The organism is Acinetobacter sp. 1294596 (assembly GCF_000582925.1).
Classification (GTDB): domain Bacteria; phylum Pseudomonadota; class Gammaproteobacteria; order Pseudomonadales; family Moraxellaceae; genus Acinetobacter; species Acinetobacter radioresistens.
In genome coordinates this window covers 1-26,998 of record NZ_JFCC01000007.1, presented here as the reverse complement: position 1 = coordinate 26,998, position 26,998 = coordinate 1, and the positions used below count along the sequence as shown (strand labels likewise).

General features: G+C 43.0%; 22 protein-coding genes. 12 read left to right on the top strand and 10 right to left on the bottom strand.

All coding sequences use genetic code 11. The features are described 5' to 3' along the window. Positions 1-2 precede the first annotated feature (2 nt). Positions 3-1,098 (top strand): peptide chain release factor 2 gene (gene prfB, locus J502_RS04605; RefSeq protein ID WP_155757370.1). Its coding sequence is split into 2 segments (ribosomal slippage): positions 3-74 and positions 76-1,098, totalling 1,095 coding nucleotides; the frame shifts between segments, so codons are not numbered across the junction. Between the two features lie 72 nt (positions 1,099-1,170). On the opposite strand, the gene J502_RS04600 is transcribed toward prfB, so the two are convergent. Together J502_RS04600 and J502_RS04595 are read right to left on the bottom strand one after the other, a co-directional pair. Further along, positions 1,171-1,716 (bottom strand): VTT domain-containing protein, encoded by a 546-nt coding sequence (locus tag J502_RS04600; protein WP_005404655.1) that lies wholly within the window; start codon positions 1,714-1,716, stop codon positions 1,171-1,173. 305 nt (positions 1,717-2,021) lie between these two features. Beyond that, positions 2,022-2,477: a GNAT family N-acetyltransferase gene (locus J502_RS04595; protein WP_052026665.1), complete on the bottom strand. Its 456-nt coding sequence runs from the start codon at positions 2,475-2,477 to the stop codon at positions 2,022-2,024. Between the two features lie 289 nt (positions 2,478-2,766). Here J502_RS04595 and J502_RS04590 point away from each other — a divergent pair, with 289 nt between their 5' ends. The 4 genes from J502_RS04590 (at position 2,767) to J502_RS04575 (ending at position 6,261) form a co-directional block, all read left to right on the top strand. Then, a complete protein-coding gene (locus tag J502_RS04590) occupies positions 2,767-3,072 on the top strand; it encodes an ArsR/SmtB family transcription factor (RefSeq protein ID WP_005017861.1) in 306 nt (101 codons plus the stop codon). Between the two features lie 42 nt (positions 3,073-3,114). Next, positions 3,115-4,170, top strand: coding sequence for an alkene reductase (locus tag J502_RS04585; RefSeq protein WP_034683278.1), 1,056 nt, complete (start codon positions 3,115-3,117; stop codon positions 4,168-4,170). Between the two features lie 87 nt (positions 4,171-4,257). Continuing rightward, on the top strand, positions 4,258-5,535 hold the full coding sequence (locus J502_RS04580) for a 3-deoxy-D-manno-octulosonic acid transferase (RefSeq protein ID WP_034683275.1): 1,278 nt from the start codon (positions 4,258-4,260) through the stop codon (positions 5,533-5,535). Positions 5,536-5,547: 12 nt separating this feature from the next. Then, on the top strand, positions 5,548-6,261 hold the full coding sequence (locus J502_RS04575; RefSeq protein ID WP_005017864.1) for a 16S rRNA (uracil(1498)-N(3))-methyltransferase: 714 nt from the start codon (positions 5,548-5,550) through the stop codon (positions 6,259-6,261). Here the strand turns inward: J502_RS04575 and J502_RS04570 are convergent. Then, on the bottom strand, positions 6,235-7,227 hold the full coding sequence (locus J502_RS04570) for a mechanosensitive ion channel family protein (RefSeq protein ID WP_005017875.1): 993 nt from the start codon (positions 7,225-7,227) through the stop codon (positions 6,235-6,237). The genes J502_RS04575 and J502_RS04570 overlap by 27 nt on opposite strands. Before the next feature lie 98 nt (positions 7,228-7,325). Further along, on the bottom strand, positions 7,326-7,889 hold the full coding sequence (locus J502_RS04565) for a DUF805 domain-containing protein (RefSeq protein ID WP_034683269.1): 564 nt from the start codon (positions 7,887-7,889) through the stop codon (positions 7,326-7,328). A gap of 299 nt (positions 7,890-8,188) precedes the next feature. Between J502_RS04565 and acs the strand changes: the two genes are divergently transcribed. Both acs and J502_RS04555 read left to right on the top strand, forming a co-directional pair. Continuing rightward, complete coding sequence (gene acs / locus J502_RS04560; RefSeq protein ID WP_034683266.1) at positions 8,189-10,135, top strand: acetate--CoA ligase; 1,947 nt, start codon at positions 8,189-8,191, stop codon at positions 10,133-10,135. Between the two features lie 120 nt (positions 10,136-10,255). Next, positions 10,256-11,440 carry an acyl-CoA dehydrogenase family protein gene (locus J502_RS04555; protein WP_034683264.1) on the top strand — a complete coding sequence of 395 codons (1,185 nt, stop codon included), beginning with the start codon at positions 10,256-10,258 and terminating at the stop codon, positions 11,438-11,440. A 188-nt stretch (positions 11,441-11,628) separates the two neighbouring features. Here J502_RS04555 and sfnG read toward each other — a convergent pair whose 3' ends face one another. Together sfnG and msuE are read right to left on the bottom strand one after the other, a co-directional pair. Then, positions 11,629-12,738 (bottom strand): dimethylsulfone monooxygenase SfnG, encoded by a 1,110-nt coding sequence (gene sfnG, locus J502_RS04550; RefSeq protein ID WP_034683261.1) that lies wholly within the window; start codon positions 12,736-12,738, stop codon positions 11,629-11,631. 20 nt (positions 12,739-12,758) lie between these two features. Beyond that, positions 12,759-13,496, bottom strand: coding sequence for an FMN reductase (gene msuE, locus J502_RS04545; RefSeq protein ID WP_005017880.1), 738 nt, complete (start codon positions 13,494-13,496; stop codon positions 12,759-12,761). Positions 13,497-13,863: 367 nt separating this feature from the next. Between msuE and J502_RS04540 the strand changes: the two genes are divergently transcribed. Then, entirely contained in the window at positions 13,864-14,514 is a 651-nt protein-coding gene (locus J502_RS04540) for a response regulator (protein WP_005017881.1), read from the top strand. 60 nt (positions 14,515-14,574) lie between these two features. Here J502_RS04540 and J502_RS04535 read toward each other — a convergent pair whose 3' ends face one another. Further along, positions 14,575-15,342, bottom strand: a complete 768-nt coding sequence (locus tag J502_RS04535) for a hypothetical protein (protein WP_034683258.1) — start codon at positions 15,340-15,342, stop codon at positions 14,575-14,577. A gap of 396 nt (positions 15,343-15,738) precedes the next feature. Further along, positions 15,739-19,236, bottom strand: a complete 3,498-nt coding sequence (locus tag J502_RS04530) for a hybrid sensor histidine kinase/response regulator (RefSeq protein ID WP_034683257.1) — start codon at positions 19,234-19,236, stop codon at positions 15,739-15,741. A gap of 192 nt (positions 19,237-19,428) precedes the next feature. Between J502_RS04530 and J502_RS04525 the strand changes: the two genes are divergently transcribed. Together J502_RS04525 and J502_RS04520 are read left to right on the top strand one after the other, a co-directional pair. Then, the gene (locus tag J502_RS04525) at positions 19,429-19,773 is read left to right on the top strand and encodes a DUF485 domain-containing protein (protein ID WP_005017884.1); all 345 of its coding nucleotides are present in this window, start codon (positions 19,429-19,431) and stop codon (positions 19,771-19,773) included. 1 nt (position 19,774) lies between these two features. Further along, positions 19,775-21,490 carry a cation acetate symporter gene (locus tag J502_RS04520; protein WP_005017886.1) on the top strand — a complete coding sequence of 572 codons (1,716 nt, stop codon included), beginning with the start codon at positions 19,775-19,777 and terminating at the stop codon, positions 21,488-21,490. 48 nt (positions 21,491-21,538) lie between these two features. On the opposite strand, the gene J502_RS04515 is transcribed toward J502_RS04520, so the two are convergent. Continuing rightward, on the bottom strand, positions 21,539-22,579 hold the full coding sequence (locus tag J502_RS04515) for a hypothetical protein (protein WP_034683253.1): 1,041 nt from the start codon (positions 22,577-22,579) through the stop codon (positions 21,539-21,541). A 345-nt stretch (positions 22,580-22,924) separates the two neighbouring features. Here J502_RS04515 and J502_RS04510 point away from each other — a divergent pair, with 345 nt between their 5' ends. After that, positions 22,925-23,620, top strand: a complete 696-nt coding sequence (locus J502_RS04510; protein ID WP_034683323.1) for an ion channel — start codon at positions 22,925-22,927, stop codon at positions 23,618-23,620. 165 nt (positions 23,621-23,785) lie between these two features. Beyond that, complete coding sequence (locus J502_RS04505; protein WP_026444010.1) at positions 23,786-25,753, top strand: glycine betaine transporter; 1,968 nt, start codon at positions 23,786-23,788, stop codon at positions 25,751-25,753. A 60-nt stretch (positions 25,754-25,813) separates the two neighbouring features. Here the strand turns inward: J502_RS04505 and omp33-36 are convergent, their stop codons facing one another. Next, a complete protein-coding gene (omp33-36, locus tag J502_RS04500; protein WP_262446913.1) occupies positions 25,814-26,743 on the bottom strand; it encodes a porin Omp33-36 in 930 nt (309 codons plus the stop codon). Positions 26,744-26,998 lie beyond the last annotated feature (255 nt).

Below are 26,998 nucleotides of genomic sequence, written 5' to 3'. Positions count from 1 at the left end.
ACGTGGAAATTAATCCGTATCTAAACCAGTTGAAAGATTTAAGTGAACGTAGTCAGACTCTACGGGGGTATCTTTGACTACGATCTTAAAAAAGAACGGTTAGAAGAAGTTTTACGTGAGTTAGAAGATCCGAGTATCTGGAATGACCAGAGTCGTGCTCAGGCGATGGCTAAGGAAAAAGGTGAGCTTGAAAATATTATTAATGTGTTGGAAGGTTTAAGTACCCAGCTGGAAGATGCACATGCAATGCTAGACCTTGCAGTCGAAGCGGATGATGAAAGCCTGCTTGCTGATGTACAGGCTGAACTGAGCTCTGCGGAAGAAGCATTGGCAAAACTTGAGTTCCGCCGCATGTTCAGTAACCCCATGGATCCAAATCCCTGCTATGTCGAAATTCAGGCTGGTTCGGGCGGTACAGAGGCACAAGATTGGGCCTCTATGTTACTGCGGATGTATATGCGCTGGATTGAACGTCATGGCTTTAAAGCTGAGTTGATGGAAGAGTCTGATGGTGATGTCGCGGGAATCAAATCAGCCACTATCCGGGTAGAAGGCGAGTATGCATATGGCTGGCTACGGACAGAATCCGGTGTACACCGTTTAGTACGTAAGTCGCCATTCGACTCGGGTAACCGTCGTCATACGTCATTTTCTGCTGTATTTGTTTCACCTGAAGTAGATGATAATATCGAAATCGATATCAATCCATCTGATGTACGTACAGATACTTACCGTGCATCAGGCGCGGGTGGACAGCATATTAACAAAACTGACTCTGCAGTACGTTTGACCCATATGCCAACAGGTATCGTGGTTGCATGCCAGAATCAGCGATCACAGCATGCCAACCGTGATCATGCCTGGAAACAGCTACGTGCCAAGCTTTATGAACTTGAAATGAGTAAGCGTAATGAAGCTGCACAAGCTTTGGAAGATTCCAAGTCGGATATTGGCTGGGGTAGCCAGATTCGCTCTTACGTACTTGATGACTCACGGATTAAAGATCTGCGTACCGGCGTTGAGAATTCAAATACCGGAGCAGTACTTGATGGCGATCTGGACAAGTTTATTGAAGCAAGTTTGAAACAAGGGCTTTAATTTTATTTATAGCTCATATAAAAACAGGAGCTGACCTCCTGTTTTTTTTAATTTTATTAATAAAATAATTAATTAGGTAATTTCATTAATTAAAAAAATCGTACTGCCAGCAAAATATCCCAAGCCCAGCAATAGCCCAATCCAGAACAGGCCGCCTAGCAGGTTATAAAGCAGAAACATCGGATAATTCATCTGATTGGCACCTGCAGCAAATGGAGCCACTGAACGTACAAAAGGAATAAAACGAGCCATCAGGATAGTTTTACCACCATGACGCACAAAATAACGATTTGTACGGGCTAAATGTTCCGGTTTGATAAAACGTGATTTTACACTGGTAATCTGTGGCCCAAAGAATTTACCAGTATGATAGTTAACAATATAACCTAGAGTGGCCGCTGCAAAAAGCAGCATGATCATAAAGTCAAGGTGCATAAAATCTACTGAAGCACATAATGCTCCTACACTCAGGAGCAAGCTGTCTCCTGGCAGAAAAAACATGGCAATAAATGCAGTTTCAGCAAAAATAATCATAAACAGGAGCGCATATACCCACATACCATAGGCTTCAATAAAGCCGGGCAAATGCTGTTCGAAACCAAGCAAAAAATCAATCAATTCCGTCTACCCATTTGTCGTGTTTATATAGAAAACGAGAAGTTACAGGCACTTCCATACAGCAGGCTGTATACAACGTTATACTCATTCAGCTTTGGCCTGATCTGGTCACAGTCAAAAATCTATATTTCAATATATAAATAAAAAATTAATATATTCAATATGATATGAAATTTATGACTTTCATTCATTTTCAAAACTGACAGCAGTATAACCCGGTTTAGCTTAAAGTAAACCTCAGGTGTTTATCGATAAAACTGCATTTCTGGTCTGATCAGTAGCTTTATAAGTACTCTGAATAGAATTTAAGGCGTAGTTGAGGAAAGGGTTAAATGCATATTAATATGGGGTATACCGCAATTTTCATATACTTCCCCAAAACATGCAAAACCGAGTTCCTGATAAAATGATGTTGCATGGACTTGAGAAGATAAACACAGCTGATCAAGCTGCTGTTCTTGTGCATATTCAATGATAGCCTGCATTAGAGCTTTACCTAAACCACGTCCACGATCAGTTTTAAGAACGGCCACCCGGCCAATCCAGTGGTTTGGCAGCAAACGTGCAGTTGCAATGGCACGTGCCTGATCATATAGAATAAAATGAACAGCATGTTTATCGTCCTGATCCCATTCATCTTCTGCTGCAATCTTTTGCTCCTGAATAAATACTTCAGTACGAATAAACTTTGCTGCTGACTGGAGTTCGTTCCAGCTGCCATGTTTAATCTGGAATAAAGACAAAACTTGCTCCTGTAGCATATCGATATAAATGAATTAGCCTGATTTTAATGCAGCAACCCGGTACTGCTACACTATTTTTATAAAACTTTTTGAATATAGAGAGTTTTAATATTGACTCATCAATGAGTACAGTGAAGGTTATGGGGAAAGTCTTCTGAGAGTGTTAAAATAAAATCCCCCGTTCAACAGATCACGTTTATTTCTAAATTGAATAACAAATATCGTAAAAATTCGATATTAATATCGATAAAAAACGATATACTGTATTTCAAGGGTGACGTGTTTTACATCAGTGCGAGAAAAAGTGATGGACACAGAAGCGATTTATAAAGCTTTGGCAAATCCGATCCGCAGGCAGATTTTACAGTGCCTGAAAGATCCTGAGCAGTTTATTCCTAAGCTAAATGAGTGTGAATATGATTTTAGCCGGGGAGTCTGTGCAGGGCAGATTGAAAAAATTGCCAATGTCTCTCAGTCGACTATGTCCAACCATCTGTCAGTGTTGCAACAGGCAGGACTGATCCAGGCAACCAAATATGGTCAATGGTCTTATTTTTCACGCAATGAAGCACTGATCCAGGAATTTGTAGATACTCTACAACAATCTCTCTAAATCTTTTTCAGGTGAAGAAAAGATCTCCCAAGGATATGAAATATGACTGATCTGTCTACTCCCGCACAGTTTGGCGAACTTCAGCTCAAGAACCGTCTGGTTATGGCCCCATTAACCCGGACCCGTGCTACGGAAGACCGTATACCCACTGATCTGATGGTGGAATACTATACGCAACGTGCCAATGCTGGCCTGATTATTGCGGAAGCAACTGTGATTGCAGAAGAAGCAAACGGATATGAACGTAGCCCAGGTTTATATAATGATAAACAGGTTGCTGCATGGAAAAAGATTACAGATGCAGTGCATGCTGAGGGAAGCCTGATTGTTTCACAACTGTGGCATGTAGGCCGTATTTCACATCCAGATTTACTCAAGGGTGAAATACCAGTTTCATCAAGTGCCATCAAACCGAAAGGTACCGTTAGTCTGCTACGACCAAAACGTGAATATGTGACCCCACGCCCGCTCGAAATTTCTGAAATTAAAGCCATTGTAGCGCAGTATAAGCAGGCAGCCATATATGCCAAAGCTGCCGGTTTTGATGGGGTAGAAGTTCATGCTGCAAATGGCTATCTGCTGGACCAGTTCCTGCAAAGCAGTACGAATCAGCGTGAAGATGAATATGGTGGTTCTGTTGAAAATCGTGCCCGCTTCTTACTTGAAGTTGTCGATGTTCTGATTGAGGTATGGGGAGCAGGACGTGTTGGCGTACATCTGGCACCACGTGGTGATGAGCATGATATGGGCGATGATAACCCGAAAGAAACCTTTGGCTATGTGGCTGAAGAGCTGGGTAAACGTCAGATTGCCTTTATATTTACCCGTGAATATCTTGCAGAAGACAGTATTAGTGCCTACCTGAAAGAACGTTCAGGCATACCCTATATTGCGAACATGCGCCTAGATGCGCAAACAGCTAAAGAGCTGCTGGCCAGTGGTAAGGCAGACGCCGTATCGTTTGGCAAGGCTTATATTGCCAATCCGGACTTATATCAACGCCTGATGAGCAATGCGCCACTTAATGAGCTTAATACCACTACCATGTATGGTTTTGGACCGGAAGGCTATACTGACTACCCGACAATGGCTATATAAACACCAGGGTTAAAATTCTTAAGAGGCATGATCCAGAGGACTGGGTCATGCTATATTTGCCGATTGTTTCTTGACTGAGAGTTCTGCTTGGGAACACCATTTTGGTACAACGCCTTACTGGCGTTAATAAAGCCGCTTTATCGGAAGCGTTTATATAAACGTTCGGGACACTTGCTTGATTTTCAGGATGAGCTGCTGGAACGCTTTGGGCCTTTTCAGCCTCCTTTACATATGCAAGCGCTCTGGTTCCATGCTGTTTCTGTCGGTGAAACCAATGCAGCACAGCCTCTGATTGAACATTATTTAAGTTTAGGTCAGCCGGTACTATTGACCAATACGACCCGTACTGGACAGGCACGTGCCAAATCCTTATTCGCACAGCGTTATCCGGCACTGTTTCAGGCAGTATTTCTGCCGGTAGACCAACGTTACTTAATTGAAGAGTTTCTGAACAAATACCAGCCCAAACTGTTGGCACTGGTTGAAACTGAACTCTGGCCGAACCTGTTGCAGATAACCCGATTTCGGCATATTCCTATCTTATTGTTAAATGCACGCTTATCTGAAAAGTCCGCCAAAGGTTATGCCAGAGTAAAAGGCCTTAGCCGTTCCATGGTGGAATGCCTAGATTTAATGCTAGCTCAGGATCAGCCCACCAGACAGCGTTATATCGAATTGGGTATGCCACCTGAAGCTGTTCAGGTTGTAGGAAATATCAAGTTTGATATTTCTGCACCGCCTAAATTTACTGAACGGGCTGTCCAATTAAAGAGAGACTGGCAGTTAGAGCCACGCAAGATTATTCTACTGGCCAGTACTCATGCGCCTGAAGAACTAGAGCTGTTAACTGCTCTTCGGCCCTTTTTACAAAAGCAGCCAGAACTCTTATGCATTGTGGTACCACGACATCCGGAGCGTTTTAATGAAGTATTTGAGCAGTGCCAGAAACTGGCACTGCTTCCCCGACGCCGTAGCCTTGACCAGACGATTCAGCCAGATACACAAGTCTATCTGGCCGATAGTATGGGTGAATTATGGTTATGGTATGCCTTGAGTCAAGCCTGTTTCGTTGGTGGCTCTTTAAATGAGCCAGGGGGCGGACATAATATTCTTGAACCGATTGCACTTCATGTTCCCACGGTTATCGGTATGCGATACTTTAATTTCCAGAGTATTGTTGATGAGTTCGTAGAAGCTCAAGGAATTCTGATTGCACATGATGCAAACGAGGCTGTAAACCAGCTGCTGGCCTGTATAGATGACCCGGAGGCCGCAGGTCATTTAAGCCAGCAAGCCTATAATATTCTCCAAAAAAATCAGGGTTCTTTAAATCGGCACATCCATGCTATTGATCAGTATTTATAAGTCAGCATAAAAATGAATATTGTTTTACTTGAGCCGCAGGCAGCAGCGCCCGAAACATGGACTATCTGTTCCAGACGTCAAGTCCAGCATTTACATCAGCATCTGAATATAAAGACAGGTGATACTTTAAAAGTGGGTATCCGTAATGGTGAGCGTTACCTGACAGAAATCGTTGCTCTGAATGACAATACAGTACAGGTACGGCCATTAAAACAGGAACAGCTACCAGATAAACTTCCTGTCACCCTCATTGTGGCTATGCCACGGCCAAAAGTATTACGCCGCCTGATTATGGACAGTGTAACACTCGGTGTTGAAAAGATTATTTTATTGCACAGCTACCGGGTCGATAAAAGCTACTGGCAAACCCCATTTTTACAACAGATTGAAAGTTATGTAACGCTGGGGCTGGAGCAGGCAGGAGATACAATTGCACCAGCTGTAGAAATCCATAAGCGTTTTAAGCCTTTTGTTGAAGATATATTGCCCGGGTTAATCTCAGCGCAGCAACCTGCTTATGTGGCACATCCCTATAGCGAGCAGGCTATGCCGTCCAGTATAGTGCATCCCTGCACTGTAATTATTGGACCAGAAGGTGGCTTTATTCCTTATGAAATAGAATTGCTCACTCAAAATGGCTGTCAGGCCGTGCATCTAGGCCAACGTATTATCCGTACTGAAACCGTGATTCCATATGTGTTAGGTCGGCTGTTTAGTGGCATCTGATGGTTTATCTTCCTGTACTAGACTGTTGTCGCCGCGGTAAACTTTAACTTCCTGTACCGGATAAGGAATAGAGATGCCATGCTCATCAAAGGCTTTGATCACCTGTTCCTGAACTTCACTGACTGAAGCACCAATATTGGTTTCTTTTGTATCAATCCACCAGAACACGCTGAGCCTGACAGAAAAGTCAGATAAAGCAGAAACATTCACACTAAAAGCCGGCTGGCTTAAAATTGTACGCTGGTTATTAAGTATATTCAGAATCAGTTCTTTGGCTTTTTGTGCATCATCTTCATAGCTGATCCCGACATCAAAGTTACAGCGGCGGCGCGGGTAGGCAGTGTTGACAGTTATTGAGCTGGTATAGACTGTCGCATTTGGGATCAGAATACGGCGACCATCCGGCGAGCGTAAATAAGTTGCCCGAATCTGGATATCTTCGACCGTACCTTCCAGTCCATTTACAATAATATCGTCACCAATCCGGAAAGGTTCACTCAGTAAAATCAGGATACCTGAAAGCAGGTTCTGAAAAATATCTTTAAATGCAAAACCGATTGCGACCGAGCCGATTCCTAGCGCGCTCATCAGTTGTCCTGGTGTAAAGCCGGGCACTGAGATTACCAAGGCAATCAGCAAACCAAAAGATACAATAAAGGTACTTCCTACCCGGTTTAGTACCAGAACCAAATTCTGTCGGGTATAGGTTTTATTATGCAGGGTCTTGCGAATAAAAAATTTAAACAGGGCTGATAAGAGCCAGAAAATCAGGAAAACTGCTAGAGCAATACAGAAGTAGGGCACACGTTCCCAGAAACCTTCAATGATCTTATCAATGGTACTATAGGCATCATTATATTTGCTGGTGTGTTCAATCACCTTTTGTGCAGTTTTTTCACCTGCTTCGTGCAGTAACTGAGTAGTTCCCTCAGTTACATCACTCAATTTCTTTGCTTCTTCAGCCACAGCTTCATCCGCACCTTAAACAAAGACCATATTCTGCCTGAAAACCATATTGAATTTAATCGGCTACTTGCCAAAATTATACATAGGTTGTACCTGAGTTAAAAATACGGTGTTGCTTTTTGCAAGACTTCCCGTGGTATTTCAATAGGCTGACTTTCACTCAGGTAAATCCAGGTACTACGGCTGACAAAGAAGCTTAAAATGACTAAAGCAATTAACAGCCAAGCTACAGTTTTTTCCCAGAGCAGGGTTCGACGTGGATGCCCAAAACGGTTAATTCCTGCATCACCCGCGGCAAAAAGCAGGTAAATCATGAACAGGAAATTAACCAGAGGTAAGAACAGCAGCAGCGCCCACCAGCCGCTATGATTACGGTCATGCAAACGTCGTACTATCAGGACCAGGTTAAAATAGGCATAAAGCAAGGTAAGTATTAATAAACCTATACTGGCCAGCTGATCCCACATCCCTGTAATACTATAGCTCTGAGGAGTGCTTTGCATATTAAAGCTGCCCATGAGCAGACTGAATATAACCAGTATGAAGAAAGCGATACAATTTAAAAGGCCATTCCAGCCAATATAGCTTAAACGGCTAAAGCGCCCTCTCATCGAAAGAGGATGATCGGTTTCAGTGGGGTAAAAATTATATTCAGCAGTCATGATCGCTCATCAGTTAATGGCTGGATTGGGTAAGAAAATGTTGCTTTTATGCAATTATTAAAGTTTTACCGGTTTAAAATTATAAGATAAAGATTAAATTAGTTTCTGATAAATCAATCATATTTGTTAAAAAGCAGTTATTCTGTTGAATAAAAGTTAAGCGTTTTATCTACGACCAAAGCATGATTGTCAGTTGTACTGAACAGTCCTATTACTGGTTAAAAGGCAATCAATAAAATAAATAATACCCCGTGCTAAAAGTCTCGTGAGGAGACGTAAAATATCAAGGAAGTGATACTATGAGTGAGATCTATCCTGTACCTGAAGAATTTAAAAAAACTGCCCGCACTGTCGAAGAAGATTATCTGAAACGTTACCAGCATTCGATTGAGCAACCTGAAGAGTTCTGGGCTGAAGAGGCAAAAAGGATTGACTGGATCAAGCCATTTATACAAGTTAAAAATAGCAGTTTTGCTGCTGATAATTTCAAGATCGAATGGTTTGCTGATGGCCAGCTTAATGTCAGTGCCAACTGTCTGGACCGACATTTAAAAGAGCATCCGCACAAGCCTGCAATTATCTGGGAGGGAGACCATCCTTCACGTCACAAGATTATTTCTTTTAAAGAACTGCATGATGAAGTATGCCGTTTTGCCAATGCCCTGAAAAAATATGGGATTGTTAAAGGCGACCGGGTAGTCCTATACATGCCAATGGTCAGTGAAGCTGCCATTGCCATGCTGGCATGTGCCCGTATTGGAGCAGTGCATTGTGTAGTCTTTGGGGGATTCTCTCCTGATTCGCTGGCCAGCCGTATTGAAGACAGCCAGGCAAAAATGGTAATTACCGCTGATGCTGGTATGCGGGGTGGCAAGCTGATTCCTCTTAAAGAAAGTGTCGATCAGGCCTTAGAGCATGCAGAAACAGACTCAGTTGAACATGTAGTAGTAGTACACCGTACCGGTAATCCGGTAGAAATGAAACCAGAGCGCGATCTGTGGTATCACGAAGTAATAACTGAAGTGAATGAAATCTGCCCGCCGGAGCCGATGAATGCTGAAGATCCACTTTTTATTCTTTATACCTCTGGCTCTACCGGTAAACCTAAAGGCGTACTGCATACTACTGGCGGATATCTAGTTTATGTCAACAGCACCTTTCGAGAAGTATTTGATATAAAACAGGACGACATATACTGGTGTACTGCCGATGTGGGCTGGATTACTGGTCACAGCTATATTATTTATGGGCCATTATCTAATGGTACCACGACGGTAATGTTTGAAGGTGTGCCGCAATATCCAAGTTGGGCGCGTGTAGGCCATATTGTCGACAAACATAATATAACCATCTTATATACTGCACCCACTGCAATTCGGGCCATGATGCGTGAAGGTGATGCTTACGTGCGTGAAAGTGACCGCAGTAGCCTGCGTTTGCTGGGCTCTGTTGGTGAACCGATTAATCCTGAAGCCTGGTCATGGTACTACAACGTAGTTGGAGAAGGTCGCTGTCCAATTGTCGATACCTGGTGGCAGACTGAAACGGGCGGCATACTGATTTCACCACTCCCCGGCGCGACTGACCTTAAACCCGGTTCGGCTACGCGACCTTATTTTGGAGTACAACCTGCTATTGTCGATGGTGAGGGCAAGGAGCTGGACGGTGCAGCAGAGGGTAACCTGATTATTAAAGATTCCTGGCCGGGCCAGATGCGAACCATATGGGGAGATCCACAGCGTTTTATTGAAGCCTATTTCTCGACATTCCCGGGTAACTATTTTACTGGTGACGGTGCTCGTCGTGATGAAGACGGTTACTACTGGATCACGGGTCGTGTTGATGATGTGTTAAATGTTTCAGGTCACCGGCTGGGAACTGCAGAAATTGAAAGTGCCTTGGTGGCACATGACCATGTTGCTGAAGCCGCTGTAGTGGGAATGCCTCATGAGATTAAAGGACAGGGGATCTGTACTTTTGTAACCTTGCAGGCAGGCGTTAATGAGTCTGAAGAGTTAAGGCAGGAACTGGTCAGCTGGGTACGCAAGCAACTTGGCCCAGTGGCAACACCAGATGCGCTGCACTGGGCACCGGCACTGCCCAAGACACGTTCCGGTAAAATCATGCGCCGTATTTTAAGAAAAATTGCTGCCAATGAACTGGACAGTCTGGGAGATACTTCGACCTTGGCAGAACCAGCTGTAGTCGAGCAATTGATTGTTACGGTCTATCCGGACCACAAGTAAAATATTTCTGAATACCACCTTGCTTTAAGGCGGTTTTTTTAAAAAAAAAAAAAAAAAGAAAAAAACACACACAGCTAAAAAAGCCATAAAATTTTAATGAGTATCCTAGATAAAAGCTTAATGAATACAACAGAAAATTCTTACTCTGCCGAGCAGGCGATACAGACAGCACAACAACTCACCCAGCTATTTTCACATACCGCTGCCTTACGTGATAAGCAGGGCGGTAACCCTAAAAAAGAACGTGACCTGATTCGGGAAAGCGGACTACTTAAACTGTTAATTCCTACTGAATATGGCGGTTCAGGAGCAAACTGGGCGACAATTTTTGAAACTATTCGAATTATAGCGCAGTCAGACAGTTCACTGGCGCATGTCTACGGATTTCATCACTTGTTGATTGCCACGGTACAACTGTTTGCACAACCACAACAATACGCCAGCTGGTTCAGGCAGACTGCTCAAGATAACCTGTTTTGGGGAAATGCACTCAACCCCCTCGACCGTCGTACTACAGTAACCCGAATTACAGATCATGAATATATTTTTCAGGGGGATAAAAGTTTCTGCTCCGGTTCAATAGACTCAGACCTGCTGCTGTGCTCGGGCTATGATGAACAGGGCAAATTGCTGATAGGTGTGATTCCATCGCAGCGCAACGGCGTTAGTTTTTTAGGGGACTGGGACAATATGGGTCAGCGCCAGACCGACAGTGGCACCAGCCATTTTGAACAGGTGCATGTCTATAAAAAAGAGCTATTACTTAACCCCGGCCCACTGAGTACGCCCTATTCGAGTCTTCGTCCGCTTATTGCACAGCTGATTTTTGTCCATTTATTTTTAGGTGTAGCAGAAGGAGCATTTGAGGCTGCTAAAGCTGTTGTACAGGGCCAAAAAGCCTGGTCAAAGTCTCTGGCTGAACAAGCTGTAGATGACCCTTATATCCAGAAACATTTTGCCGAGTTTTATGTGCAGCTTGAAGGGGTAAGGCTACTTGCAGCAGACGCTGTGAAGAAACTGCAGGCAGCATGGTTACAGGGTGAACACTTAAGTTCAGTGCAACGCGGGGAGGTTTCTATTGCAATCGCAACTGCTAAGATTGCTGCGACCAATACCTCACTTTATATCACGCAAAATATATTTCAGGTCATGGGGGCACGTGCCACAGCTGCCAAACTGAATCTGGACCGCTTCTGGCGCAATGTTCGAACCCAAACCCTGCATGATCCGGTTGACTATAAATATCAGGAAATTGGGGAATGGATATTAACCGGTAAACTACCTGAACCCAGCTTTTATTCTTGAACGGGTATGAGAGAAATAATTTTCAGTTCAATCTTTATGTCCAGAATTTAATATACAACTATCTTCAGAGACAGCTTATAGAAAAAGAGCAGGCTATAAAAACCCCTCAAGCCGAGTCTTGAGGGAGGAGAACTGCCATGGGGTCTTATTATTATTTGATTCATGAGCAACCAGGTTTAGCTGATTAATCAGGCAGACTTGGCAGATACAACATGCTGCTGCTCTACTTCTAACTCACGAACCAATGGCAAAACTTTTTCGCCGAAATACTCTATTTCTTCTATAAAATGTAAAAAGCCTGAGAGGATCAAATCAACCCCGGCATTTTTAAGCTCAATAATCCGTTCAGCAATTTGTTGGGGAGTACCAATCAGATTGGTCTTAAAACCATCATTATATTGCACCAGATCCTCAAAAGTGGATTTTGCCCAGTTTCCTTCGCCTTCACGACTGGCAGCTCCTGCCTCACGAGTAGCCTTCCCAAAAGCCTGTACTGTCTGAATGTCGGCCTGCTCGATAATCTCTTGTAATACTGCCTGCGCTTCTTCTTCTGTATCACGGGCAATAATAAAGGCATTTACCCCGACCTTAATTTGATGACCATTTAAAGCTGCTTTGGTACGCAAATCACTAATCTGTTTGACCAGTTCGTTAACGCTATTACCGTTGGTAAAATACCAATCAGACACACGTGCAGCCATATCACGTGCGGCTCGGGAACTTCCACCCTGAAATACCTCAATATGAGGCTGCTGTAGAGGTTTGGGTTTAAGGGTATAATTCTCAAACTGATAATATTTACCTTTAAAACTATACTGATCCGTAGTCCAGATCCCTTTTAAAGCTCGAATAAATTCTTCAGAGCGTACATAACGTTCATCATGTTCAGGCCAGATCTCTCCAATGGCATCAAATTCTCCACGAAACCATCCACTTACAATATTAACTGCTATACGACCTTGAGTCAGATGATCAATAGTAGCCAGCTGTTTGGCAGCCAGAGCCGGTTTCCAGGGACCTGGTAAAATGGCAGCAATGACTTTCAGCTTTTCAGTTTTTGCGAGAAGAGCATGGCTAAAGCTGACAGACTCATGCTGGTTTTCGGCGCCATAGCCTATTGTAAAACGAATCTGGGTTAATGCATATTCAAAGCCGTTTTGCTCGGCAGTCTGCTCTAAACGGACGTTATATTCATAACTCCAGTCGGTACGCTGCTCAATTTTACTCACCACTAAGCTGCCACTGACATTTGGAACCCAGTAAGCAAACTTCAGCTGCTGTGCTTGATCATCCTTCATAGTGATTTCCTTAAAAACTGTTAGGCCACATGAGTCTTCAGGTTTTTTGGATGCAAACGCGACTCTGCTGCATCTAGACTGGGTACAGCGACAGATGGCAAGACCTCTTCCTGCTCAATCTGTTTATTGATCCCCAAATTCTGGTTAGCCTGCTCAGTTTTGACTTTAACCAGTTCTGCGCGTTGCCCTTTGGCTGGCGCCCACTCTAGAATTGGAAGTGCGCGGGCAACAGCCAGTGTAATACGATCTGTCAGCTGTTGACTCTGAATAGTATATTCTGGAGTAAAATCACGATCTGTGGCATAAACACCAATTGGTAAAGTCTGTGCCTGAAAAAAGCTAAACAATGGGCGTAATTGGTGTTCCAATACCAATGCATGGCGGTCGCTACCACCAGAGGCAGCCAATAATACAGGTACATCCACTAGCGCTGTCTGTTCGACAAAGTCAAAAAAATGCTTGAATAGGCCAGTAAAAGAGGCACGGTAGACCGGGGTCCCGACAATTAAAGCGTCTGCTGCTTCCACAGCAGCCAGATCATCCTGTACGCGCTGTGGAAGCTGGTTACGGTAAATTGCGCCTCCCAGTAAAGGCCCAATTTCACTAAATTTAATAAAGTGGATATTAATAGGTGTTGCCTCGCCGAGTTCATTTAATACCGCCTGAACCAGAGCTTCAGTTTTAGACGGTGTATTGAGACCACCTGAAACTGCAACAATATTAAGAGGCTGAACAGAAGATGAAAAATGATGTGTCATGTAAATAAACCTAAATAGCTCGCTAGTTACTATTTATTAACGGTCAGAAGCAGCCAGCCTGTAAAATAAGGAAATTAAAATAAGTTATCGTTTTTCAAGATATCTTTTAGATCAAAAAAAATTAAAATTTAAGTTATTGTTTTATAAAAATTTAATATAAACTGAGATTTAGGCAGCTCTAAAAATAGTAATTTATATGAAATTCTGATTTGAATTGAATAAAAATATCAAATACATTAAGAGCGCTTTATTATTGATCAGTTCTTGCTAGCTTGCACACTAAATTAGTGAAGAATTGCATATCCTTAATGTCATGAGTGCAGTTAGAATAAAGCTGTACTGTGCAAAGAGATCTCCTGTTTCGCTTATGAACATATTAATCGTTGATGATCATCCACTGTTCCGGCATGCCCTGATTCAAGCCGTGCGTTATAGCCTGCCACAGGCACAAATCTCTGAAACAGCTGCAGTAAATGAATTTTATGAACGTCTGGAAAAGGGTTCAGAACCAGATTTGGTCTTACTGGATTTAAACTTGCCCGGTGCTTCAGGTTTTTCAGCACTGGTTCATGTCCGGGCCCAATATCCTTCTATTCCGATTATTGTAGTCTCTGCTCATGAAGAGCTGTCAATTATTCAGCGTGCAATTGCACACGGAGCAATGGGCTATATTCCTAAATCTGCCCATCCAAGTCATATTGGCGAGGCAATTCGTCAGGTATTAGAAGGGGAAATCTGGTTACCACCGAATTTGCCTACCAACGTGAGCTTTGATCCGAGAGCAACTGATGAGACCGAACTTGCAGAGCGAATTCAGTCACTTACACCACAGCAGTTCCGTGTACTGATGATGGTTGCTGAAGGTCTGCTCAACAAGCAGATTGCTTATGAACTGGATGTTTCAGAGGCTACCATCAAGGCACATGTAACAGCTATTTTCCGTAAGCTGGGAGTACAAAACCGTACTCAGGCAGTATTGGCTATCAAGGCACTTAATATTGATGAAAAGAGAGTCTAATTTAAAATAGCTATAAAAATAAGGCCCATAAATAAGGCCTTATTTTTTGTACCGAATGTTTTAAGCCAGGCAGTCCTGTTTGGCCATCAGATCAGTGCAAAACAGCGGATTCAAGGCAAATTCTAAATCATCAATCTGATCTTGTGATACTTGTCCTTTTTCCTTTAAATAATTTGCTACACGATCATCACGCAGGCTCAAGAATGCTGCATCATATACACCAAGCTCGACAAATAAAGCCGCAGTTTCCAGACTGTTAAAACGGTCCAGAAAAATATCACCTTCATACATTAAGAAAATATGATCCGAATCAGCCTGAGGGTCTACCTTTAAATACTCGGCCAAATCATAAGGTGAAATCTTAATAAAGAGCAGATCGGATAATTCATCAAATTGGGTCATATCCAATTGGTCCTGTCCGGTTTTTACCTTACCCAGCCATGCCTTAAAGACCAGTACTGCTCCACCACGCAGCAGCATACTCCAAAGCTGATGACGTGCAGCATCATCTAGACACTCAGATTCTGACTGTAGGACCTGAATCAGCTTTTCTTCCTGCTGGGCTAGCTTGTCAAATAAACCCAGACCTTGGGGCTGATAGGCAGCGGGAGCAAAAACATCAAATCTTAATGCTTCAAATACCTGAAGTGCCAGAGGAACTGCGCTGTGGTAAAGGGTATCGAGAGCCTGTAATTGGGGTTGGGCAAGCTTGCTATGTTTAAACAATTGCTGCCACTGGATTTCAGGTAATAGCGCATTGGCACTATAATCCCGATAAAACTGTTGTGAAGGCTGGGCACCGTGTCCGACAATTTCTGACATATTCATAATAGTATCCTTAGGTTTTTTCTCTGACCGGTTTTTTCATAATGCAGACAATGAGAAAACCTGATGTATATATCTATTTTATGAGGGTGGAGGGGGGTAAATAGAAATAAGACTAAAGTTGTATAAGATTAAAAATGGGTTTTTTATTTTTATAAAATCAATAACTTGTTTAATTGTAACTAAGTATACAAGTGTTCACTTTAAAATTGAGCAGCTTTGCCATAGAAAATTCACAGTTGAAATTTTTGGCCAGTTTTTCATCATTAAATTAGCTGTTTTTTGATTTATTCTGCCTGTCTTGCCCTTATATTTTGTCAGTTAAGGCTGAAAATAGTTTTTCACAGTCTTTTTTGCCAGCTTTATACTGGCAAAAGAGACTGTTCAATTATTTATAGATCAAGACTGATCACCTATGATTTTTAAACCCGATAACCAGGCGCGTAATGCTGCTGGTTTTAATGGTTTTTTCAATAAGACAATATTGTGCTGTTTTAAACGGTGAGGTAATTCAGGATCTGAATCTGCGGTAATCAACGCTACGGGTACAGGATGATGACGATGCTCAAGAATAAAGTCTAATCCTAATTGTCCCTGATTTAGATGTTGGTCAATCAGCCAGACCTGAATATTTTCCTGTTCGATAAGAGCAATTGCCTGTTGAGGTTCACGGGCTTTAAAGACCTGATACCCCCATTTCGTTAGTAAGGTTGACATACCTTCAAGGATAGTTTCGTCATTGTCCAGACAAAGAATGCGATAAGCCTTAGTTTTCAGTGGTGCCACCTGTACTGGGGCAGTTACTGTTTTGGGTGGCGTTACAATTGGAACTTCCAGAATAAAGCAGGAGCCCTTACCTTGGGTAGAGTATACATGAACCGGATAATCTAGCAGGCTGGTCATCCGCTGAACAATGGCCAGACCTAGGCCCAGACCTTGCTCACCCCAAGGCGAGGTATGTCCACACCGTTCAAATTCCTGAAAAAGCTTAATACGCTGTTCTTCAGCAATCCCGGGCCCGGTATCCCAGACGCCAATTCGGATATGGCCCGGTCGTTCACTGGAACGTAATACACCTAAAAGCACCCGGCCTTTAGCGGTATAACGTAAGGCATTACTGACAAAATTCTGTACAATCCGGCGTATCCACTGCGGATCTGTGTCTATCCAGAAGGGTGCATCGTGGACGTGAAACTGAATATTGCGCTGTGAAGCAATCGACTTGAACTGCAACTCCAGATCACGTAGCAAGTCATGTAGAGGATAAGACTGCCGGTTTGGCTGCATATTGCCCCCTTCTAGTCGGGCAATATCCAGAAGAGCTGACAGCATACTTTCAGCCCCATGCAGGGCTCGGTCCAGTTGTTGCAAAGTGATACGATCTTCATCGTTGTTAACACTCTGCTCCAAAGCGGTACTAAACAGCCGGGCAGCATGCATTGGCTGTAACAGGTCGTGACTGGCAGCTGCAATAAAACGGCTTTTCGACATGTTCGCCTTATCTGCCTGTTCGCGGGCAAGTTGCTGCTCTGCCAGGGCATCTGCCAGCTGGCGGGTGCGGTCAATAACGCGTGCTTCCAGTATGGCTTCATTTTCCCGGAATGCAGTAATGTCGGCAAAGGTAGTCACGAAACCACCCCCTTCAATTGGGTTGCCGCGCATCTGGATCACCCGGCCATCCTTACGGATACGCTCAAACTCATGTGCGCTGCCGACCTGCATCCAGTGAATCCGCTTACGGACATGTTCTTCAATAGACCCGGGACCACATTCGCCACGCTCGGCATTATAACGGATCAGATCAGAAATCGGACAGCCGACATAAACCAGATCTTTAGGATAGTCAAACAGCTTCAGGTACTGGTTGTTCCACGCCACCAGACACATATTTTCATCGACTACACTTACACCTTGGGTCATGTGGTCAATCATGGTCATCAGCAGATTCTGGTTGAAACGCTGCCATTGCGAAGCCTGGTCCAGAATATTGGCTACCTGGCCTAATGCCAGGCCATTATTAACCATGGCCGTAGTAAGCAGGGTACGGGCTGAAGCGGCACCAATAGTACCAGCCAGATACTGCTCGGTAAAGCGCCACCACATACCGTTAGCAACACTATTTTCATTAAGAACCAGATTGTTCTGGGCACAAAATTGCTGAAAGGCATGCGTCGCTGGCCCTTCTCCAGTAATACGCCGCGCCAGAGTCATGAGGTCACCTACTTTTAAACGGACCGCATCCTGGTGCAAATAACTCATGTCAGTAGAAGCACTGTGTGCTGGTAAGGGTTTAGTTTCATAATAAAAGAAACTTTCAGCCTGAATCTGCTCAGCAATACTTGGGCGGTAAATTCGTGATACCCAGATATATAAAATAATATTGAGACCTAATGCCCAGATGACGCCATGAGTTAATGGCGCAAAGGATTCAAAGCCTAACAGGGCCTCCGGGCGTAACCAATGCAGGCCAAGCGGTCCAGCCGTGAGGAACTGTTGGGCAAATTCAGTATAGCTTTCTGGCAGACTGCGCAAGATGGTAGGTAGCAGCAGGGTATAGGTCCACATAAAGAAACCAACAATCAGTCCGGCATACCCCCCCTGACGGCTACCCCCCCGCCAATAGAGTCCACCAATCAGGGCAGGGGAGAACTGGGCTACTGCACTAAAGGCCAGCAGGCCAAATACAGATAACTGGTCAATATCGTTAAAAAAATGAAAGAACAGGAAGCCCAGGAGCATGACACCCAAAATGCAGACCCGCCGGGTAAATTTAAGAACTTGTGGTAAGCGTTTGTCATGCCGGGAAATAATATTAAAACGCCATAATGCCGGCATGATCAGATCATTACTGAGCATAATGGAAAGTGCAACCGATGAGACCAATAGCATACCGGTCGAGGCAGAAAAGCCTCCTAAAAATGCTAATAAAGTCAGCCATTCCTGATTATAACTGAGCGGAAGGGAAAGTACTGCCACATCAGGTACGGTAAGAAAGTTTGGTGCAGCATGCAATGCCCAGCTGGCAATAGGAATAATTGCCAGTGTCGTTAAAATCAGATAAGCGGCAAACCAGCGACGTGCCCCGCGAATATGTTTTTCGTCGCGCAGTTCAACCACGGCCACATGGAACTGTCGTGGCAGGCAGATGATTGCCAGTGCAGCCAGCAAGGTCTGTACCCAGAAAGTTTCCGGCACACCAAATAGCTGTACTTCATAAAATGTCTTGGCAACGTCACCAGAGACCTGCACAATATTTTCAGGAGCATCAAAAAGAAAAAAGAGAGCTACACAAAGTAGGGCAAACAGCTTAACAAAAGACTCAAAAGCGACAGCCAGCATCAGACCACCATGTTGCTCAGTATTGGCGATCTGCCGTGTACCGAACATCATTGCGAGTATAGCCAGAACACCGGTAAGTAAAAGCACACTGTTGGTGGTGGTATGTAAGGATTCATTCTGCGTTAGTATGACCGACGCACTCAGTGCAATCGCCCTGAGTTGTAAAGCCAAGTAAGGAATGATGGCAATGACAGCCAGAATAGTCACTAAAGAGGCAAGACTACCGCTTTTACCATACCGGGCAGCTACAAAGTCAGCAATAGAAGAAATAGCATGATGCTGGCGTACCCGACCCAGACGGCGCCAGATATCATAGCCTAATCCGACGAATAGCAATGGCCCCAGATAGATCGGCAGAAAAATAATACCTTCACGTACTGCAGCACCAGTTGCGCCATAAAATGTCCAGGATGAACAATATACTCCGAGCGTCAGGCTGAATAACAACATACGGCCACGAGTACTTAAACGGCTGGCATGCTTTTCACCAAAAAATGCACAGACAAAAAGTATAAAAATATAAAGGGCCAGTACCCCGATGATCAGCCAGCTGTTCATATTGCTCACGGTCTTTATTGCTGCTTCTATGATACCTCAAGCGCAGGATAAACAGATGCCTGATCAGTATTTAAAGACCAAAGTCTAAGTTACGGGAACCCTACAATATTGTTAATTTTGTATACGTAAAAAAAAGATTAAAGATTGGACAAAAGCGACCAATAGCTTGGCCGCTGATTAAGGAGCAAGGTTATGGATGAGCTTAAGGTAGAACGAATTCTACAAAATCCAAAATTTAAAGAGATGGTGGCCAAGAAAAGAAATCTCAGCTGGACATTAACTGCAATTATGCTGTTTGTCTATGTCGGTTTCATGCTGTTGGTAGGTTACAACAAAGAATTCCTGATGAGTTCTTTTAGTGGCGGGGTAACAACTTGGGGAATTCCTTTAGGCCTCGGCATTATTGTCCTGTCATTTGTATTATGTGCAGTGTATTCATATATCGCCAATAACACACTTGATGAACTTAACAGAGAAGCTTTGAAAGAAGTCGAGGCAATCGCGCAAGAGTCTACGACTACTAAAGGAATGCACTAATATGAAATGGAATTCATGTAAAGCAAAAGTATTTGCTGCGTCCACATTTTTAACTTCTGGTCTGGCTATGGCTGGCCCTGATCTGGGTGCGGCTGAGCAGCAGGCTACGAATTGGCACGCAATTATCATGTTCGTGATTTTTGTCGGCCTTACATTGTTCATTACCAAATGGGCAGCCAAACAGACTCAGTCAACTCAAGACTTCTACACTGCAGGTGGTGGTATTTCGGGTTTCCAGAACGGTTTGGCGATTGCTGGTGACTTCATGTCTGCTGCATCGTTCCTGGGTATTTCTGCCATGGTGTTCAGTTCAGGATTCGATGGTCTGCTGTACTCGCTAGGCTTCATGGTTGGCTGGCCAATTGTTCTGTTCCTGATTGCAGAGCGTCTGCGTAACTTGGGTAAATATAACCTGTCAGACGTGGTGTCATTCCGTCTGGAAGAAAAGCCGGTTCGTACCTTGGCAGCAATCAGCTCACTGGTCGTGGTCGCGTTTTACCTCATTGCACAGATGGTCGGTGCGGGACAGCTGATCAAACTGCTATTTGGCTTGAACTATAATATCGCGGTTGTAATTGTTGGCCTGCTGATGATGGCTTACGTAATGTTCGGCGGCATGTTGGCTACCACCTGGGTACAGATCATCAAGGCTGTAATGCTGCTTTCTGGCGCAACTTTCATGGCATTTATGGTAATGAAAGGTGTTGGCTTCAGCTTTACTGCAATGTTTGACCAATCTATCCAGATTTTCGCTAAAGTCCATGATATTACACTGGCAGAAGCAGGCAAAATCATGGGACCAGGCAAACTGGCAGAGAACCCAATTGATGCGATTTCCCTCGGACTTGCGTTGATGTTTGGTACTGCTGGTCTTCCACATATCCTCATGCGTTTCTTTACAGTAAAAGATGCAAAAGAAGCACGTAAATCAGTGGTTGTAGCAACAGGTTTCATTGGTTACTTCTATCTGCTGACCTTCATCATTGGTTTTGGTGCAATCTTGTATGTATCGAATAATCCACAATTCATTGATGTAGCGAAAATGGCGGTTACAGGCAAGTTAGAGCTTGTAGGCGGTAACAATATGGCTGCGGTCCATCTGGCTGATGCTGTGGGTGGCGACCTGTTCATGGGCTTCATTTCAGCAGTAGCATTTGCCACAATTCTTGCCGTAGTGGCTGGTTTAACCCTGTCAGGTGCTTCTGCAATCTCGCATGACCTGTATGCAAACGTATTTAAAAAAGGGCAGACTACGCCTGAATCTGAACTTCGCATGTCTAAAATTGCCACTCTGGGCCTTGCGATCTTTGCAATGATTTTAGGTATCCTGTTTGAGAAGCAGAACGTGGCCTTCATGGTAGGTCTGGCATTCTCGGTTGCTGCGTGTGCTAACTTCCCGGTACTTGTTCTGTCTATGTTCTGGAAAGGGCTGACGACACGTGGTGCAGTAGCCGGTGGTGTTGTGGGTCTGTCACTTGCTGTAATTCTGATTGTACTGTCTAAAGCAGTATGGGTGGATACACTCGGTATTTCTGATACGCCAATTAACCCTTTTAATGGCCCTGCAATCTTTGCTATGCCACTTTCATTCTTCTGCTGCTGGTTGTTCTCTGTAACTGATAAATCAGCGCGTGCACAGCGTGAACGTAAAGAATTCGATGCCCAGTTTGTACGTTCCATGACTGGTATCGGAGCTTCCGGTGCTCAAGATCATTAATTGATTTAAATAAAAAGCCCCACAATTGCGGGGCTTTTTATTAATTCATTATTTCTTGTCACCAATTATAGTTGACCAGTACAGGTCAGCAATTTCACTATCATTAAAATAAACAGTAGCTTTTAATGATTCAGGCTGGTTCTGGCGCACATCAATCATCTGGTTGTAGGTGTCACGTATTTTTAAATTACCCTCAGTAGGTAAATGCTTATAATTGTTAGATACGGTTTCAGCCATTTTAAAAGGTGTAGTGGTCTCAAAATTAAAGCTATAACGGAAATCTGCCTGGTAAGGCTGGCCAATAATTGTCCCGCTGGTGGTAAGTGTGCGTATTCCATTACTTCCGCTGCCATATTCATCGGCTAAACGGTAGTTATAGTTTCTGACTTGCAGGTACTCTTTACTGGTTTCATTATAGTTTGTTCTGCCAGCTGGTGCATTAGCATCCTTGCTGACCCGCTGAAATTCCAACTGATCAACCTGATAACCCTTTTCTTTGCCTGCTGTAGTTGTTGTTTCCCGATAGGAAATACTGCCTGAAATCAGGTAATCATCTTTCAGGCTAAAATCTACATTTGAACCATAGCGCACATTAGTAAATTTTAAAGTAGTGGTATCACCATTTACGGTTTGGGTAATACTTGAGCCCTGACGATAAGTTTTATCGAGAATAATACAGTTTTCTTTATCCTGCTTTAGGCTTAAAGTCTTTACTGAGCCATTCGTAATTACTTCTGCACAAAGTCGGTTTGGAAACTTGATGCTATTTAGACCCAGATTATAAATCTGTACCAGTCTGCCAGTCCGGCCATAAGGATAGTCTGCAAAAACCTCCCCAACCATGTGGCCTAATGCAACGTTATAGTCTGTCTCATTGCTGCGATTACCAGTGATTTTATCGCGAATCTTGTCCAGAATATTCTGGTCTTCAAAAGGCACAAATTCTTCTGATAATTCTGGTGAAATTGTTTCATTAGGCACATTTGGTGGTGTAGTGATAGTAGCGTCATCGGTACTTCCGCCTCCTCCACAGGCTACCAGTAAAGTTGAGCTCAAAGCCAAGCCAAGTAAGCTGATATGCTTTTTCATAAAATGTACTTCCTTAATTTTATTTGTTTTTTTGGATTTAAAAACGAATTAGAATTTTTACTCTAAAATTTTGGATATGGGTCTTTTTAATGTCATTATTTTGTAAAAATTGAATAGACATAGGCTGCAGAGATATTTTTTAAATAAAATTTTAAATTTGTTGTTTTTAAAAGATTAATGAAAGAAAACCTGTAGACGTAGAGTTTACAGACCTAGAGTTAGTGTTACATTTCTTAATATAAGATTTTATAAATTTATACTTTCTTTTTATAAGGTCTCGCCACACTTCATTTAATTAATAAATAATAATGGCTACATCATAAAATGGCTGGGTTAAAAGCAGGCTTGCGTGTACTTCTTGGATTCTGGAAAGGTTTTCGCTTATTACCTTCCGCCCAGTTAGTTTTATTACAATTTTTTATACTGATTCTATCTTTGCTCAGCAATGATAGTACACCGTCTCGTTCTGTCACCTGGTTGCTGGGCGTGATCGCACTATTACTGGTGGCAAAAATGATACGCCAGACTCCAGCCTACACCGCACTCGGTCTCATTTTTGTCGGTGGTGCTTTTATTTTTTCTGTGCCCATACTTTTTGGTTATGAACATGTGGGTCTGATCATTACTACCCATGCTTTTGAAGCAAGTGCCTATTTCTGTGCGGCTTATGGACTGATCCGCTATATGTTTGCTGACCGTTATCTTACTAAGGATGAGCTTTTTGCAGCTGCCGCAGTCTTTACCTTGATCGCTTGGGGTTTTGCCTTTCTTTATAACATCTGCCAACTGGTAGTTCCTTATAGCTTTCAAAATCCAAATCGGACAGGGCCATTGCAAACCTGGCTGGATCTTCTGTTTTTAAGCTTTAGTCTCCAGTCAGCTACGGGTCTTGCAGACCTGATGCCAGTCAGTCCGGCGGCACGTGTTCTGGCAATGTTACAGATGTTTGGCGGAGTAATGTATCTGGCACTTATCGTTTCAAGACTTATTGTGCTCCAATATATTTCACATTCACCCCGTACGAATAAAGACAAATCTTGATAATTCTCCTTTACAGGAAGTTAACGGCTTTCATTTGTAAGTTAATTTAATATATCACTCTGAATACTGGTTGGGTATTCTTTGTTTTTACAATGTCTTAGCAGAATGCATTTTGACCGCAGAGTCTGTCATCCTATTAAAAAAATATATGGGGGTAAATCACCTATGTCTTCCAAGTCCAAAGCTTGGTTTTCCAATGTTAATCCTAATGTGTTTATTAGCACGGTTGTGATTATCCTGATCTTTTTAGCTATTGTTATTTTTGCTCCCGATGCATTTGAACTTCTGACCAAAAAATTAAATCAGTGGATTACTGATTCTTTCAGCTGGTTTTATGTTTTATCGGTTGCCTTATTTTTAATCCTGCTAACAGGTATTGCTGTGTCTTCCATGGGCCGGATCAAACTTGGGCCAGATCATAGTCAACCTGATTATACTTATCCTTCCTGGTTTGCCATGCTGTTTACTGCAGGTATGGGGATTGGCTTGATGTTCTTTGGTGTTGCTGAGCCTATTATGCATTATGTCAGTCCGCCAAGTGGCCAGCCGGAGACCGTACTGGCAGCACAACAGGCTATGCGTGTTACTTTCTTCCATTGGGGTTTACATGCCTGGGCTATTTATGCAGTTGTTGGGTTGTCACTGGCTTATTTTGCATACCGTCATCAGCTTCCATTAAAAGTCCGCTCAGCCTTATATCCTTTAATTGGTAAGCGTATTTATGGACCAATTGGTGATGGAGTCGATACTTTCGCCACAATTGGGACCATATTCGGGGTTGCCACTTCTCTGGGTTTTGGTGTAACACAGATTAACTCGGGATTAAATTACCTGTTTGGCTGGGAGCAGAGTATTCTGACTCAGATTATTTTAATTGTTGTGGTAAGCAGTATTGCTTCACTCTCGGTTTTTTTAGGTCTGGATAAGGGCGTTAAGCGTTTATCTGAACTCAACCTCATTCTGGCATTGCTATTGCTGGCTTTCATATTTTTAACTGGCGCCAGCATTTATTTATTGCAGACCACCATCCAGACAGCAGGACAATATGTATCTAACCTGTTCAGCATGACTTTTAACTTATATGCCTATCAGCCTAATGGCTGGATTGGTGGCTGGACTATCATGTACTGGGCTTGGTGGATTTCGTGGTCACCATTTGTGGGTATGTTTATTGCCCGAGTCTCACGAGGACGTACTGTCCGTGAGTTTATTGCAGGCGTATTGCTGATTCCTACAGGTTTCACCATTATCTGGATGGGATTCATAGGTAATGCAGCGCTATATAATGTGATGTTTGAAGGAAATAATAGCCTGCTAGAAGCTGTAAAAACTGATTCTTCTGTAGCGCTGTTTGAATTCTTGACCCAGTTACCTTGGTCTGGAGTGAGCAGTATTTTAGCAACTGTTCTGGTCATGCTGTTTTTTGTGACCTCTGCCGATTCAGGCGCCCTGGTTACCGATTATCTCACCTCTAAAACAGATCAGTCTCCTGCCTGGCAGCGGCTGTTCTGGACAGTACTTATGGCGCTACTGGCTATTATTCTGCTCATGGCTGGTGGTTTAGGTGCATTACAGTCCGCCACCATTATGAGTGCTTTGCCATTTACCTTTATTATGCTGCTCATCTGCTGGGGGTTGCTCAAGGCACTAAGATTAGACAGTTTGAAAATGCAGGCTATTCAGGAGGCACGTATTACACCGCGTGCTATTCATAACCCGCGCAGCTGGCAACAGCGTTTGGGCCTAATTATGCATTATCCACATAGTCGTGATGAAGTAGAGCATTATATAAAGTCTACAGTTGCTCAGGCATTTCAGCATATTCAGCATGAGTTTAAACGTCGTAATCTTGAGGTGAGCATAGAAACTCTTGAGGACGGATTGCTATTAAGGGTGGATCATCGGAATGAGATTAATTTTATCTATAAAGTGGTTTCACGTGAAACTACCCCTCCGAGCTTTATGACTGGAGCCCAATCAGCTACCGACCATGAATATTATCAGGCTGAAGTGTTTTTAAGAGAGGGAGGACAAAATTATGATGTTATGGAATGGACGCAAGAAGATCTGCTTCAGGATATTCTGGACCAGTATGAACGTCATCTTTACTTCCTGAACGTCATACGCAGTTAAATGCAATAATAAAAAGGACTCCAATGGAGTCCTTTTTTAGTTCCTTAATCTGTTAACAGATTAGAAACGGAATTTGGCGTTAACCCCTACAGTTTGAGTATCTGCATCTATACCTACTGCGTTTGCATTAACATAGCTTGCGCCTACTGCAACTGCTGGAGTAATAAAGTAGTTAATGTTTGCTCCCCAAGCTGAATCCATTACATCAGTAAAATTAGATTCAGCATAAGAAGCGCCTACACTAAATTTTGGTGTAAAGTAGACATCAGTTTTTAACTGATATGCATTGTTGCTGTCTGCATGCATCATTGCGGCTTCAAAACCAACTGATGCATTTGTACCATCAACTGGGCCTACATATTTAGTGCGGGCAGTTACGATATCTTGAGAAAGACGCTGATTAGTAAAACCAGCAGTTGCAGCTTCACCTACAGTTTTTAGAATACCATTAGACATAATATTGTTGGCGTCTAGAGCAAAAGGATCAGCAATATTTGCATAGCCTACTGCTACCAGGAAATTAGGTGCCAGAAGTGCACCAAGCTCTAACGCATAACGATCGCCATTATTTTCAATAGAACCTAATTTTGTACCAAACTCAGATATATCTGTATCTGTTTTAGTGTGGCTATAAGCTGCACTGGTATATAACGGAACAACTGAAGTCGGAATATATGCTTCACCTTTTACACCGTAAGTGTGTGCTTCAGTATCTAGACTCAAGGTACGATCTGCACCCAAGTCAAGATTACCATAGGTGTAAGCAAGAGAAATGTTAGAAGCTTGGTTTAAAAATGCGGCTTCAGCTAATGGCCCTTTGCTTGAATCTACATTTTTATAGTAGTAAGTTCCGGCTACTGAACCAGTAAAATCTTTATCATTGAGTGTGGCATCGATATATTCAGATTGTCCCTGAACCTCAAATTGATATGCTTGCGCACCGGTCATGGCTAATAGTAAAGCAGTGGCTAAACCGAGTTTTTTCATGATATTTACCAGTTTATTAAAAATGGATTAAACCCCTGCATTGTATTGTAACAATTTATTAAGTCAATGAAGTAAAAAGATATTATTTTACAGAGTAATTATACTAAATATGATAAAGGACATTTTTTACTCATTTGGAATAAAGTTTGTCAACCTTTTAAAAAGTTTCGATATAACAGTTAAGTAATACTTAATTAATGAATAAATTTTGGGAAAAAATAAGTCTTGAATAAGAATTTTATGATTGTTTTAACTGAT